Annotated in this window: 12 protein-coding genes; 8 read left to right on the forward strand and 4 right to left on the reverse strand. The window is 71.6% G+C overall.

What is annotated here, in order from left to right; genetic code table 11:
* Window positions 1-100: 100 nt before the first annotated feature.
* The 4 genes from CRYAR_RS03025 to CRYAR_RS03040 are packed head-to-tail and all read left to right on the forward strand — an operon-like array spanning window position 101 to window position 3,996.
* Window positions 101-1,231, forward strand: a complete 1,131-nt coding sequence (locus tag CRYAR_RS03025) for an ABC transporter substrate-binding protein (protein ID WP_035848317.1) — start codon at window positions 101-103, stop codon at window positions 1,229-1,231.
* Entirely contained in the window at window positions 1,224-2,165 is a 942-nt protein-coding gene (locus CRYAR_RS03030) for an ABC transporter permease (protein WP_245620382.1), read from the forward strand. Before CRYAR_RS03025 ends, CRYAR_RS03030 begins: the two co-directional genes overlap by 8 nt.
* Window positions 2,162-2,959, forward strand: a complete 798-nt coding sequence (locus CRYAR_RS03035) for an ABC transporter permease (RefSeq protein ID WP_035848318.1) — start codon at window positions 2,162-2,164, stop codon at window positions 2,957-2,959. Before CRYAR_RS03030 ends, CRYAR_RS03035 begins: the two co-directional genes overlap by 4 nt.
* The gene (locus tag CRYAR_RS03040) at window positions 2,956-3,996 is read left to right on the forward strand and encodes an ABC transporter ATP-binding protein (RefSeq protein ID WP_035848321.1); all 1,041 of its coding nucleotides are present in this window, start codon (window positions 2,956-2,958) and stop codon (window positions 3,994-3,996) included. Before CRYAR_RS03035 ends, CRYAR_RS03040 begins: the two co-directional genes overlap by 4 nt.
* Before the next feature lie 3 nt (window positions 3,997-3,999).
* Here the strand turns inward: CRYAR_RS03040 and CRYAR_RS42595 are convergent, their stop codons facing one another.
* Together CRYAR_RS42595 and CRYAR_RS03050 are read right to left on the reverse strand one after the other, a co-directional pair.
* Window positions 4,000-4,815 (reverse strand): LuxR C-terminal-related transcriptional regulator, encoded by an 816-nt coding sequence (locus CRYAR_RS42595; RefSeq protein WP_051569667.1) that lies wholly within the window; start codon window positions 4,813-4,815, stop codon window positions 4,000-4,002.
* Window positions 4,812-7,343 (reverse strand): sensor histidine kinase, encoded by a 2,532-nt coding sequence (locus CRYAR_RS03050; RefSeq protein ID WP_157017297.1) that lies wholly within the window; start codon window positions 7,341-7,343, stop codon window positions 4,812-4,814. Before CRYAR_RS03050 ends, CRYAR_RS42595 begins: the two co-directional genes overlap by 4 nt.
* Window positions 7,344-7,839: 496 nt before the next feature.
* Here CRYAR_RS03050 and CRYAR_RS42600 point away from each other — a divergent pair, with 496 nt between their 5' ends.
* Both CRYAR_RS42600 and CRYAR_RS03060 read left to right on the forward strand, forming a co-directional pair.
* Window positions 7,840-9,291 (forward strand): expansin EXLX1 family cellulose-binding protein, encoded by a 1,452-nt coding sequence (locus CRYAR_RS42600; protein WP_051569668.1) that lies wholly within the window; start codon window positions 7,840-7,842, stop codon window positions 9,289-9,291.
* 164 nt (window positions 9,292-9,455) lie between these two features.
* Window positions 9,456-9,929: a GNAT family N-acetyltransferase gene (locus CRYAR_RS03060; protein WP_035848327.1), complete on the forward strand. Its 474-nt coding sequence runs from the start codon at window positions 9,456-9,458 to the stop codon at window positions 9,927-9,929.
* On the opposite strand, the gene CRYAR_RS03065 is transcribed toward CRYAR_RS03060, so the two are convergent.
* Window positions 9,926-10,684: a PP2C family protein-serine/threonine phosphatase gene (locus CRYAR_RS03065; protein WP_035860315.1), complete on the reverse strand. Its 759-nt coding sequence runs from the start codon at window positions 10,682-10,684 to the stop codon at window positions 9,926-9,928. The two genes, CRYAR_RS03060 and CRYAR_RS03065, sit on opposite strands and share 4 nt — an antisense overlap.
* Window positions 10,685-10,927: 243 nt before the next feature.
* Here CRYAR_RS03065 and CRYAR_RS44895 point away from each other — a divergent pair, with 243 nt between their 5' ends.
* Window positions 10,928-11,416 (forward strand): hypothetical protein, encoded by a 489-nt coding sequence (locus CRYAR_RS44895; protein WP_035848330.1) that lies wholly within the window; start codon window positions 10,928-10,930, stop codon window positions 11,414-11,416.
* On the opposite strand, the gene CRYAR_RS03075 is transcribed toward CRYAR_RS44895, so the two are convergent.
* Window positions 11,341-12,039 carry a histone deacetylase gene (locus CRYAR_RS03075; protein WP_342673846.1) on the reverse strand — a complete coding sequence of 233 codons (699 nt, stop codon included), beginning with the start codon at window positions 12,037-12,039 and terminating at the stop codon, window positions 11,341-11,343. The two genes, CRYAR_RS44895 and CRYAR_RS03075, sit on opposite strands and share 76 nt — an antisense overlap.
* Before the next feature lie 41 nt (window positions 12,040-12,080).
* Here CRYAR_RS03075 and CRYAR_RS44500 point away from each other — a divergent pair, with 41 nt between their 5' ends.
* Entirely contained in the window at window positions 12,081-12,557 is a 477-nt protein-coding gene (locus tag CRYAR_RS44500; RefSeq protein WP_035848333.1) for an SEC-C metal-binding domain-containing protein, read from the forward strand.
* Window positions 12,558-13,324 lie beyond the last annotated feature (767 nt).

Genomic DNA, 13,324 nt, shown 5'->3' on the forward strand with positions numbered 1-13,324 from the left:
AAGTGCAGGTCCCAAAACGGAAACACTCCTGGAGTACGTGCGCCTTCAGCGGTACGAATCACCTGGTCCCGCAGTGCGCGGGCCACGCGAAGGAGGACCTGTGCGTATCCAACTCGCCGCGCTCACCACTGCGGCCGCGCTCACGTTGGCGGTCTCTGCCTGCTCGCCGCCGACCGAGGACAACTCGAGCGACGGTAGCGACACCGCGAAGGCGGCGACGGCCACCAGCGCCAAGGACCTCGGCAGCCTCGACGAGCTGGTCAAGGCCGCGAAGAAGGAGGGCGAGCTCAACGTCATCGCCCTTCCGCCGGACTGGGCCAACTACGGCAACATCATCAAGGCCTTCGAGGGCAAGTACGACATCAAGGTCAACTCCGCCCAGCCGGACGCCTCCAGTGCGGACGAGATCACCGCGGCGAAGTCGCTCAAGGGCCAGGACCGCGCGCCGGACGTCTTCGACCTCGGAAGCGCCGTCGCGGTGGCGAACACCGACCTCTTCGCTCCGTACCAGACCGAGAAGTTCGCCGACGTCCCCGCTGACCTCAAGGATCCCAAGGGCACCTGGGTCAACGACTACGGCGGTTACATGAGCATCGGGTTCGACTCGAGCAAGGTGCCGGCGCCGACCAGCCTCATCGACCTGCTCAAGCCGGCGTACAAGGGCAAGGTCGCGCTGAACGGTGACCCGACGCAGGCCGGCGCGGCGTTCAGCGGCGTCATGATGGCCTCGGTCGGCGAAGGCGGCTCCGCCGACGACATCGCGCCCGGCGTCCAGTTCTTCAAGAAGCTCAAGGACGTCGGCAACTTCCTGCCGGTGGACCCGACCCCGGCCACGATCGAGTCCGGCCAGACGCCGGTCGTCATCGACTGGGACTACCTGAACGTCAGCCAGGGCGAGAAGCTCAAGGGCAAGACCGAGTGGAAGACCGTCGTCCCGGCGAACGCCGTCGTCGGCGGCTACTACGTCCAGGCGATCAACAAGGACGCCCCGCACCCGGCCGCCGCGCGGCTCTGGCAGGAGTTCCTCTACTCCGACGAGGGGCAGAACCTCTGGCTCGCCGGCGGTGCCCGCCCGGTCCGCGCCGAGTCCATGGAGAAGGCCGGAACGATCGACAAGGCCGCGTTCGCGAAGCTGCCCGCCGTCACCGGCACCCCGGTCTTCCCGACCGAGGCGCAGAACACGAAGGCAAAGGAATACCTCGCCGCGAACTGGGCGAAGGCCGTTGCCTGAGTCAGCTCCTCCCGTCGAGGCGCTGGCCACCCCCGCTCCGCTCTCCACATCGGAGGGCGGAGCGGGTGGGCTTCGGCGCCTGAACGTCCTGAGCCTGCTGGGCGTCGTCCCGTTCGGTGCCTACGTCGTCGTCTTCCTGATCATCCCGACGCTGGTCGTCGTGATCGGGGCCTTCGGCGCCAACCCCGACGACGGCGGCGGCGCGACGCTGGAGAACATCAAGGCGCTCGGCAGCAGGCAGGTCGTCGACGCGTTCGTCTTCAGCATCGCGCTGTCGGCCGCGTCCGCGCTGATCGGAGCCGTTCTCGGTGCGTTGCTCGCGTACGCGGTGGCGACGGCGAAGCCGGACGGCCTGCTGCGCCGGATCGTCACGTCGGCCTGCGCGGTGCTCGCGCAGTTCGGCGGCGTCACGCTGGCGTTCGCGTTCTACGCGACGATCGGCCTCACCGGCTTCGTCACGGTCTACCTGGCCGACCACTTCGACGTGAACATCTTCGCCGGTGGCGTCTGGCTGTTCGAGTTGCCGGGCCTCACGCTCGTCTACACCTACTTCCAGATCCCGCTGATGGTGATCGTGTTCCTGCCCGCGCTCGACGGCATCCGCCCGCAGTGGCGGGAGGCGGCCGAGAGCCTCGGTGGCTCGACCTGGCAGTACTGGCGCCTGGTCGGGGGCCCGTTGCTGGCCCCGGCGTTCCTCGGCTCGACGCTGCTGTTGTTCGCCAACGCGTTCTCGGCCTACGCGACCGCGGCCGCGCTGGTCAGCCAGGGCAGCCCGATCGTGCCGCTGCAGATCCGGGGCGCGCTCACCAGCGAGGTGCTGCTGGGGCAGGAAAACGTCGGCAAGGCGCTGGCGCTCGGCATGGTCGTGGTCGTCGCGATCGTCATGTGGCTCTACGCGATCCTGCAGAAGCGCACGTCGAGGTGGTTGGGATGAACCGCCGTCGTAAACAGAGCCTCTTCCGCTGGATCGTGCTCGTCGTGCTCGGAGTGTTCTTCCTGCTCCCGCTCTACGCGATGCTCGAGTTCACCACCCGCGGGGCCGACGGCCGCACCGCCGAGGTGTGGAAGACGCTGGTGAACTGGGGCCAGATCCAGGAGGACTACCCCGACCTCTCGATCGGCATCATCTACTCGCTCGAGCAGGCGGCGCTCACCGCGGTGCTGATGCTGGTGCTGTTGGTGCCGACGATGGTCTGGGTCCGGCTGCGGCTGCCCTGGCTGCGTCGCCCGATGGAATTCCTCTGCCTGCTGCCGTTGACGATCCCGGCGATCGTGCTGGTGGTGGGCCTGGCGCCGGTGTACGCCTGGGTGACCTACCTGATCAGCGGCTCGTCGCTCTGGCTGACGTTCGCGTACGTGATCCTGGTGCTGCCGTTCGCCTACCGGGCACTCGACGCGGGCCTGGCCGCGATCGACGTCAAGACGCTGTCGGAGGCCGCCCGTAGCCTCGGCGCGGGCTGGGGCACGGTGCTCTGGCGGGTCGTGCTGCCCAACATCCGCTCGGCCGTGCTGTCGGCCGCGTTCCTCTCGGTCGCGCTCGTGCTCGGCGAGTTCACCATCGCCTCCCTGCTCAACCGCGAGAACCTGCAGGTCGCCATCAACCTGCTGGGCAAGAGCAGCGCCACGATCTCGGTCGCGGTGTCGCTGGTCTCGCTGGTCCTCGCGTTCATCCTGCTGTTCGCGCTCTCGTTCGTCGGTGGTCGGCGGCGTTCCAAGGAGGTTTCATGACTGGCGTCGAGGTCGCGCTGGCCGGGCTGCGGCGGACGTTCGGCACGGTGCACGCGCTGGACGGCCTCGACCTGACGCTCACCCCCGGTGAACTGGTCGCGCTGCTCGGCCCCTCCGGCTGCGGCAAGACGACCGCGCTGCGGGTGCTGGCCGGGCTCGAGGACGCGGACGCGGGCACGGTGACCGTCGGCGGCAAGGACCTCACCCGGGTGTCGGCGAACAAGCGCAACATGGGCATGGTCTTCCAGGCCTACAGCTTGTTCCCGCACCTCACCGCGGCGGAGAACGTCGCGTTCGGGCTGCGTCTGCGCAAGCTCGGCGGGGCCGAGCGCACCAAGCGCGCGAACGATGCGCTCGAGCTCGTCGGCCTGACCGCGCAGGCCGGCCGCTACCCGCACGAGATGTCCGGCGGTCAGCAGCAGCGGGTGGCGCTGGCCCGTGCGCTGGCGATCCGGCCGGCCGTGCTGCTGCTCGACGAGCCGCTCTCCGCGCTGGACGCGAAGGTGCGCGTCCAGCTCCGCGACGAGATCCGGCGCATCCAGCTGGAGGTGGGCACCACGACGCTGTTCGTGACCCACGACCAGGAGGAAGCCCTCGCGGTCGCCGACCGGGTCGGCGTGATGCGCGCGGGCAACCTGGAGCAGATCGGCCCGCCCGAGGAGGTGTACTCCCGGCCCGCGACCGCGTTCGTCGCGGAGTTCGTCGGGCTGAGCAACCGCCTGCCCGGTGTGGTGGCGGCCGGCGGCACCGTCGAGGTCCTCGGCCAGAAACTGCCACTGGCGCAGTCCGACGCCACGACGCCGGGCGCCGAGGTCACCGCTTACGTGCGCCCGGAGGCGGTGGAGGTGGCGGTCGACCCCGCGAGTGAGGCCCGGGTGGCCTCGTCCGCGTTCCTGGGCTCCAGCAGCCGCGTGACGGTCACGATGCCCGGCGGTGAGCTGATCACCGCGCAGGTGCCCAGTTCCCAGGTCTCGGAGCTGGCACCGGGCACCGCCGTGCGGGTCACGTTCGCCCGCACGCCGGTGGCCGTCAGCTGAGCGTCACTCCGGTCGGGGGGTGCTGAGAACCCCGTCCTCGACGGCCCGGTCACGAAGCTCCAGCTTCGTCCGGGCCGCTCGGCCGGCCTGCTCGTACTTGTCACGCACCCGGTCCAGGTAGCTCTTCGCCGTGCCCTGCTTGACGTTGAGCCGCCGGGCGACGCTCGACATCGTCAGACCCGACGCGTACAGGCGCAGTGCCTCCCGCTCCTGACCGGACAGTTCCGGCACCCCGTACGACCGCGCGCGCTGGATCAGCGCGGCGTGGCTCTGCGAGACGTACCGTTCGCCGCGTGCGGCCGCGGCCAGCGCCTGACGCATGTCACCGGCCTCGCGCGACTTGCGGACGTAGCTCAGCGCACCCGCCCGTCCGGCCTCGTGCACGAACCCGGCGTCGTCGATGGTGCTGCAGGTGACCACGGCGTAGCCCGCCTTGATCAACGCCTGGACGTTCTCGGCGACGCGCCGGCCGTCGCGCAGGCGCAGGTCCATCAGCGCCACCGGGGCGGCGGTACGCGGCGCCGGCTCTTCCGCGTACGGGCTGGGGCGCATCGTCGGGACGCTCGCCCGGCCGACGCTCAGCGGCCGGCTGATGCCGTTGTTGCGATGCAACGAGTAGTTCGGCGGGGGCACCGACGGCGGCCCCTGGCTGGGTCTGGACGCGCCGGACAGCAGGTCGAGCACCGACTTCGCCGTGGCCACGACCTGCACCTCGAGGCCGTCCGGGGCGCTTCCGGAGTTCGGGTTTCCCTGGCAGAGCCAGGCTTCGATGCCGTGCAGCAGGATCTCGTCGTCGTCGACCACTGCGACGCGGATCACGCAACGCTCCTCGTGTCCCATGTCACCTCCAGCCATGCGGTGTTGGTCATGTCCGGTTCGATGTCCACCCGAATCTGACGGTCGGGCACCAACTGATTACCGACGCCGACCGCCACGGACTGCAGCAGCGGCGCCGGGGTACGGGTCGGGAAGCAGAACGTGATCGCGATCTCCTCCGGCGTCCCGCGCACCGTGAGGGTCGCTTCGCCGGGCAGCGCTTCGGCGAGCATCCGATCGGTGAGCTGAGCGAACGTGCGCTGCCAGCCCGGCGAGACGACGTCGAGGCCTTCGCCGAGATGCACGACCGGCACGATGTCGCGCTGACGGGCACTGCGGGTGACCGCGGCGACGGCGTCGAGCGTCGCGATCGGGGTGGTGAGGTCGTCGTGGTCGACGAGCGCCCGGACCTCGGCGGCGGCGAGTTCGCAGCGACGCCGCACGACCGGCGAGTCGGGGTTCGCCGACCCGTTGGAGAGCGCGCGCAACAGCGGGAACAGATCCCGGCTGAGTGCGGCGTCACGCTGGATCCGATCGGCGGTCACCGCGTCGCGAGCCGCGCGTGCGGCGTCCAACTGGTGCTGCTCGGCGAGAGCCGTCGCCGCCACGGTCGCGTGCCGACGCAGTTCGAAGACGATCACCAGGGCGCCGACCTGCGGAATGCCGGCCCCGAACACGACGCCGAGCGCGATCGCCACGGCGGTGCTCGACCCGCTCCACTCGATCGCCACCGCGACCAGCGTCGTGAGCGCGATCGTCAGCCAGGCGAGGTCGAACCACAGTGGGCGACGCAGCGCGAACACCGAGAGGATCCAGCCGAGGACGCCGATCGGCCAGTTCGCCGGGGTGAGCAGGCCCGCCGACGTGCAGTCGAGCAGCACCGCGAGCGCCGCGGCCACCGACAGGACGGTCATCCAGCCGGCGTGCCGGTCGATCCAGTCCGAGGGGTGGCCGCGCTTGCCCTGGAGCGTGACCAGGTAGACCTGCACGAGCGTGATGACGAACAGGACGGACCAGCCGCCAAGCGCCACCCACCCCGAGCGGTAGTTCGCCCAGTTGGTGATCAGCAGGCCGAGGCTCAGCGCCTGCCAGAAGTGGCCGATCCAGGCCAGCGCGAGCAACCCGTACCGGGTGTAGCGATCGGCGAGGATGCGCTCCTCGTCGACTTGATTCGGCACGGCGGGCTCGGCCCTGGGGGTCTCCTCGATCGCCGGCGGCGGCACGACGCCGACGTGGGCGGCCTCCTCGGCCGACCAGCGCAGGGTCACGACCGTGCCGCGGCCGATCGCCGACTGCACGCTCGCGGCTCCGCCGACCGCCGTCATCCGCCCGGTGAGCGACTTCTTCAGCCCGAGGCCGCCGGTGCGCGCGGTGGCCGGGTCGAAGCCGCGGCCGCGGTCGTGGATCGTCAGCTCCAGCCAGTTCTCGCCGCCGCGGGCCGCGATACCGACCTCGGTCGTGCCCGCGTGCTTCTCGACGTTCGACAGGGCCTCCCGGCTGGCGGCGGCGAAGGCGGTCGTCACTTCGGCCGGCAGCGGATCGGCGGGGGCGCCCTCGGCGACGTACACCCGCAGGCCCCGGTGCGCGGCCTGGCGGTGGACGACGTCGAGGAGCCGGCGGCCGGTGCGGACCGGCTCGTCGGCGCGTGGATCGTGGGCGAGCGACTCCATGTCGTCGGTGCACCGGGCGCGGACGACGTCGGCCCGGCCCTCCAGCCCGCCGCGGGCGATCGCGGTGAGCGTCGTCAGCACGGTGTCGTGCAGCAGGAGGCGGCGCACGCTGCGGTCGTGCAGCCGCGCGCTCTCCACCTGATCGGTGCGGCGGGCGGTGTTCCGGCCCCGGATCGTCCCGCTCGCGTTCAGCGCGCCCAGCCGGACCAGCCGGACCAGCACCAGGCCGATCGCGGCCAGGGCCAGCAGCACGCCGGCCGCCTGGACGGTGTCGGCGATCGGCCGGGCCAGGCCGAGCGGCTCCCGACTCTCGAGTTCGGCGCCGGCCAACTGGGAACCGAGCAGGTAGGCGCTGATCTCGGCCAGCGCCACCAGCCAGACCAGCGAGGCGCGCAGCCGCCACGACGCCAACAGCACCGAGACGCCGGCCCACCCGATGACCCAGCTCCCGGCGGCGCCGGCGAACTCGGCCGGGAGCAGCCGGACGGTCGCGATCAGCAGCCCCGCCGACACCACGGCGTCGCCGAGCACCAGCCAGGTCGGGAGCCGGCCCGTCCAGCAGATCGCGGCCACGCTCGCGCCCCAGGCGAGCGCACCGAGGAGAAGCACGTGCTGCCAGACCGAGGGAGCCGCGACCGCGCCGCCACCGTAGGCGACCGCCGGGAGGACGACGCACCAGGCGGCGCGCAGGACGGCGCCCGAGCGTGCGGCGATCGGGCCCAGGCCGACCCGGCCGGACAGCAGCCGGGAAGCGTCCGTCCTCGTCGTTGGTCCGTCGGTACCGGACGCGGGTGCGTCCGGGAAGTCGGGCGGCACGTGCTCCGGTCTACCGCGTAAGGCGGAGACCAATGTCAGCGGCATCGCGAGGGTCCTTCGCTGTCGTCGGTCACCGAATTCGCCGTGTATCTAGGCATAACACGCGACCGTGAACAGCGAAAACCTCCCATGTATCAGCTAGTCCCCGCTGAGCGCGGGGCTACGCGGATTCACGGGGGAGGTTTGGGTGGACGCGGTGTCGGTCACTCCGGGGCGGGTTCGGTCGGTTCCACTGGGGGCGGGTCGGACACTGTGGATTCCCCGGAACCGGACTCCGCAATGACGTGGGGCGAGTATGCCCCCAAATCGACTGCAGCGGGGGGCACCCTGCGTGTGCAGGTGATTCGTCGCGGGATCGAGGCGCCGCGGCTTAAGACATCCCCAAGCCGCGCCTAAACCGACGGTCCGGATCTGCCGTACTCCGCGTGCGCGCGGCACGATGACATCCGTTTAGATGTGCGTCGGCCGGTGTGGGATCGGCGCGGAGCGGTGGAGGCAGAAGCTTGGTCAGCACGGCGTCGACCGACGAAGGCGTGCGGGCGTGACCGGCCCACGCTGGGAAGACGAGCCGATCGACGCCTGGGACCCGGCCGACACCGACTTCTTCGGGGCGCCTCGGTCGAAGGGCGGCAACACCGGCGAGTTCCGCGTCGTCGACGGCGCCTCGGCGGATTCCGGCCGGGGTAAGCACCGGGGATCCCGTCGGCGTGGGCTCGGGTCCAGCGCGGTGGCGGGTGTCGCGGGTGCGGTGGCCGCTCGTTCGGCCGTGGACCGGCAGGCGGACCAGCCGGAGTTGGATCGCCCGGTCTCGGCCGGGCCGGGTTTCGAGCGGGCTGGTTCGGATCGGCCACGGGGCTTTGGTTCGGTGGCGGGGGAGCCGCGGAGTTTCCGGTCGGAGCCGGTGGCCTCGTCGTTCGAGACGGCGGATTTCCGGGCCGGTGCCACCGCGATGACCGAGGTGGTACCGGCGGCCAAGGACGGTGGCCGGTTCGCGGGATTACGTCGCGCGCTGCGGCGGCGCTGGTTCGCCCCGAGCGTGACCGGCGGTGTGGTGCTCTGCTCGGTCGCGTTCGTCACCGGCGTCACCCAGTTCGCCGGAGCCGCCTGCGCCGCCGTCCCGCCCGCCGGCGTGGAGCGGAGCGGCGAGGCCACGTTCTTCGATGGCGGCGTCGGCAACTGCTCGTTCCCGTCGCTCCCGGCCGACGACCTGTACGTCGCGCTCGGCCCGTCCGAGTACTCCGGCGCCGGGGCGTGCGGCAGCTACCTCGACGTGAAGGGCCCGTCGGGCAGCGTCCGCGTGAAGGTCGTCGACCAGTGCCCGGAGTGCGAGGAAGGCCACATCGACCTGAGCCGGGAGGCGTTCGAGCAGATCGCCGACCCCGAGGCCGGTGTGGTTCCGATCACGTACTCGGCGGTCGCGAACCCGGCGGTCGGCAAGCTCAGCGCCCGGGTCAAAGAGGGTTCGTCGGAGTTCTTCCTGTCGATCCTGATCGACAACCACGGCAACCCGCTGACGAACGTCGAGGTCGACGGCACGGACCTGAGCCGGACGACCGACAACCACTGGGTCGCCGACGGCGGCCTCGGCACCGGCCCGTTCTCGGTGAAGGTGACCGACAACGCGGGCCGCACGGCGACGATCCCGAACGTCACGCTCAGCCCGGGTAGCGTGCAACAGTCGACGGTCGCGCTCGGCGGTGGCAACGCCGTGAGCGCTCCGACGACGAAGGCGGCCGCTCCGGCTTCGTCGTCGCCGGCTTCTTCGCCGGCCGCTGACGCTCCACTGGCGGCGGCTCCACGCGACGCCACGGGCGAGTCCTCGGCCGAGGACTCGTCAAGCAGTAACGAACAGAACGACACCGAAACAGCAGTGACCCCGGACGCCGACGCGTCCGAGGAGATCGCAGCGAACCCAGCGCCGTCGTCGTCGGTCGCCGTACCACGTGCGACCGAGTCGGCAGCCGGATCAACGGGGCGGAACTCATGTGGCTAGGCCCAGGGGGGCGACGGCGGTTGGTGCCACGGCGAGGGCGTCGACGCCCACCGTTGGCTCGACGAGGTCCGATCGGCCCGAAACTCAGTCGTCCGCCGGCGGGACAGCCGCGCTCGTCGCGCTGAACCGCTGAAACCGGCCGCGACGCGGCCGACAATGAGCCCATGGCTGACGCCAGGGTCACCGTCGACCTGACCGTCCGCGATCTCCTCCACGAGGATCTCGCGGCGTGCGCGTGGACCGGGTCGCCGACCCATCTGCGCTTCATCTCCGCCGCGCTCGGCCGGCGGTCCGCCGGTGTGGTCGACTACCTGGCGGTCTGCGGCCCCAGCGACTTACCGCTCGGCGTCGGCGGGGTCGACTACGGTCGTAGCCGCGGTGCCGGCTGGCTGTGGCAGTTCGTCGTGCACCCGGCGTTCCGGTCCTGCGGTATCGGGACGTTGCTGGTGCGCTCGGCGGAGGAGCGCATCCGTCGCCGAGGGCTTTCGCACGCCGAACTCGGCGTGGACGCCGCCAACGCCGGAGCGCGGCGGTTGTACGCGCGGCTGGGCTACGACGTGGTGCGGGAGCAGGGTGAGGAGTGGGACGGCCGCCGCAGCCATTGCGTGGTGATGCGGCGGCGCGTCGGGCCGGGCTAGTCGATCTCGGCGACCTTCAGCAGGACGATCGAGACGTTGTCTTTGCCGCCGCCCTCGAACGCGGCGTGCAGTAGCGCGTTGACGCTGTCGACCGGGTCGGCGTGGGGGTTGGCGAGCGCGGCGGGGAGCGCCTCGGGCTCGCTGTAGTCGGTGAGACCGTCGCTGCAGAGCAGGAAGCGGTCTCCGGGGACGACCCGGTGCACGGAGACGTGCGGGTGGATGACGCTCTCCTGGCGGGTGCCGCCGAGCGTCTGGGTGACGATCGTCGTGAACCGGCGGCCGGAAGCCGGGTCCAGCGGGGGCGAGTCGTCGATCGAGAGCTGGTCGAGCGAACCGTCGTCGCCCACCCGGTAGCAGCGGCTGTCGCCGACGTTCAGGCAGAACGCCCGGTCGCCGTCGAGCACCAGGCCCACGATCGTGGTGCCCATCCCGTACCAGTCGGGGTTGTGCGCCATCTCGGCGAACACCGCGTCGCTGGCGCCCCGGACCGCGGCGACGATCGTCTCCTCGTCGTGCAGCTCCGGCGTGGCGTCGCTGAGCAGCGCGGCCGCCAGCCGACTGGCCCGGAAGCCCTCGACGTGGCCACCCAACCCGTCGGCCACCAGGAACGACACCGGGCGAGCGGTGTTCACTTCCAGACGCACCGGCTCGTTCTCGAACGCCCCGGAGAGGAACCCGGCCACCGCCAGGGTGTCCTCGTTGCGGCCGCGGACCAGGCCGCGATGCGTCACCGCGACTACGTCGACCCTGGTCACCGTGACCTCCTCGTACCGGCTCTGTGGCGACAGGCTATGCCCCGCCAGCATCCTGTGCCGCTTTCCGCGCCGCACGAGCGGAGAAAGCAGCGACGTCTGGACTCCGGGGCGATGCCCGTGCCCGGACCCGCGCTCACTGTGGACGCCGTTGACCGACGTCACCGCGCGGATGGTACCCACTCCACGCCACCGCGTCCGGCGGTGGCCCCGACGTGGCGCCCGTCAACCTCCACCAGCGAACCGGTGGACGACGATTTCCGGCTGTGGATGAGCGCATTCCCGATGGGCTCCGGGCGCATTCTCGAGGCGTCCGTTTCGCCCGGGAGGTATCTCGTGAACATCGTTCTTGCCGTCGCATTTCTGTTCATTGCTGCGTCCGGCGTGCGTGCCGCCGATGATCCGGTCGTGTTCGGCGTCGAGTACTTCGCCGAGGGCGGCAGCCATCAGACCTATCTCGTGGCCCGCCGGGGCGGCGTAGTGGCCGGTGAGGCCTGGTTGAACGCCGACGAGTACGACGGCAGGCGGGTGCGCGCGCTGTCGGTGTGCGATCGTCGGTCCGACGGCGTGCGGGTGGGTGCGCGGATACTCGTTCCCGACGGGAGGGCGCTCGATTATTTCGCTCCGGTCGGAAAGCGGTGTTTCGGGCGCGACTTCGGTTATCGCATTTCGCGGTGGCAACTGCTGTTCGGCTCGGCGTCGTCCGGCGAGGTCGTTCCGCCGCCGCTGGTGTGAGCCCAGCGGAACTCGATCCGGGCCACCCGGTCGGCGAGCGCGTCCGGGGTCCAGTGCCCGCGGACGCCGGGCCGTTCGGCCAGGTACGCGGTGAGCGTCTCGGCGTCCCAGCCGTGCGCTTCGTGCAGGCCGCTGGCGATCATCCCCAGATAGCGCGGCGCCGGCGGGTTGAGCTGGGCGTCGGCGCAGGCCCACGGCGCGGTGAACGTCAGCATCGGGTGCCCGTCCAGCGCCCCCGGGCAGACCAGCGTCTCGTAGCGTCCCGGGCCCAGCGTCGCGCGTCCGGTCGTGATCGCCTCGGTCAGGTCCAGGTCGACGTCGGGCCGCCGGGCCATCTCCTGCGCGGCGATGTCGGCGAACTGGCCGGCGCCGAGCAGGTAGCCGCGTCCGGCGGCGCGGCCCGGTAAGCCAGGGTCGTAGAACGCCATTCCACCGGTCCAGGTGCGCGACTCGAGCGCGAAGTAGATTCCGCCGTCCAGGAACACCGGCTCGGTGCGCCGGGGCGGGCGGGGGTCGCGACAGCCCGGGTACGTGCGTGCCGCACCGGGCGGGCGGCCACCGGCGAGGTAGTAACCCAGCCGGTCGGCGTGCATGTTCGAGCCGTACGCGACGTACCACACCAGGTCGTTCACACCACTCAGCCTGCCTGAGTACGCTCGGAGACGTGACTGAGCGCGGACCCGCCGAGCCGACCCTGGACGCCCGGATCGACTCGTTCCTACGCAGCTTCGCGCGCGTCCGCGGCCAGCGAAAGACGCGCAAGCCGCGGCGGACCAAGAGCCTGCGCGTGCTCGTCTACTGGCCCGCCGACCAGTGGGACGAGATGGCCGCCCGCTGGCCCCAATTCGTCCCCGAGTACGGCGACGACCACGCCACCCACCGCCGCAACGTCGAGGACATGCTCCGAGCGCAGTCCGAGGATTCAGAAGCCTCCTTCGGCGTGGCCGCTCTGACCGTGGAGGGGTTGGCGGGCTTCGCCCAGGAGCAGGATCTCGACGCCGCCACGAGCGAGACCAGGGCGGCGTACGCGGCCGAACTGGGCCGAGCGGGGAAGGCGACCTCCTGGCCGCCGTCCCCGACTCAGAAGTGCTGGTGCGGCTCCACCCGCCTCTACCGGGATTGCTGCGCGGCAACGCCCTGATTGTCCGGCCCGGCGCGGGCCGACGAGCCGAACCAGTGCCGGCCCGGCGCGCCGAGGTGGCCTCGGCGGAGGACGGGGCCGAACGTGCACGGGAGGGCGAGCCGAGCGGTGCAGGGGGCCGCGATCCATCGAGACCGCCGGCGCGCTGGCCCGGCCTGTTCAGCCGGGGTCCTCCTAGCTGAGCGGTTCGGGGACAAGAGGTTCCGGGCTGGGTGGTTCGGGGCTGGGTGGTTCCGGGCCGGGCGGGGTGGTTCGGGGCGGGGTGGTTCGGGGGCCGTGGTTCCGGGGCTGGGTGGTCCCGGGAGGGTCGGTTCGGGGCTGGGTGGTTCTGGGTTGTCGGCGGGGTGGCTGGCTCGGGCTGGGAGGTGGGTGCGGCTCCGATCGCACTCGGCGCGGCTGTTGTGCTCCCGACCTGATCAGCCGTGGCCGGGGGTGCGAGCTGGCTCGCCCGGACCGGCCGCGCGCTGACTGACCGGGCTGGCGCGTGAGCACCTTCGTCCACCACAGTCGCGAGCCGAGCCGAGCCGAGCCGGACTGAGGCCCGAGCCCGAGGCCCGAGCCCGAGCCGAGCCGAGCCCGAGCCCGAGCCCGAGCCCGAGCCGAGCCCGAGCCGAGCCGAGCCCGAGCTGAGCCCGAGGCCCGAGCCCGAGGCCCGAGCCGAGCCGGACCGAGCCAGGCTGGGCCAGGCGAGGGTCGAGCGTGGCTGGGCCCGGCGGGGCTGGGCTGGGCGGAGCCGGGCTGGCGGAGCCGAGCTGGCGGAGCCGAGC

The organism is Cryptosporangium arvum DSM 44712, assembly GCF_000585375.1.
GTDB lineage: Bacteria > Actinomycetota > Actinomycetes > Mycobacteriales > Cryptosporangiaceae > Cryptosporangium > Cryptosporangium arvum.

Excerpts from the sequence above, each read along its gene's own strand:
- CRYAR_RS03035 (WP_035848318.1), top strand. The coding sequence starts at position 2,162 with ATGAACCGCCGTCGTAAACAGAGCCTCTTCCGCTGGATCGTGCTCGTC.
- CRYAR_RS03040 (WP_035848321.1), top strand. The coding sequence starts at position 2,956 with ATGACTGGCGTCGAGGTCGCGCTGGCCGGGCTGCGGCGGACGTTCGGC.
- CRYAR_RS03060 (WP_035848327.1), top strand. The coding sequence starts at position 9,456 with ATGGCTGACGCCAGGGTCACCGTCGACCTGACCGTCCGCGATCTCCTC.
- CRYAR_RS03050 (WP_157017297.1), bottom strand. The coding sequence starts at position 7,343 with ATGCCGCTGACATTGGTCTCCGCCTTACGCGGTAGACCGGAGCACGTG.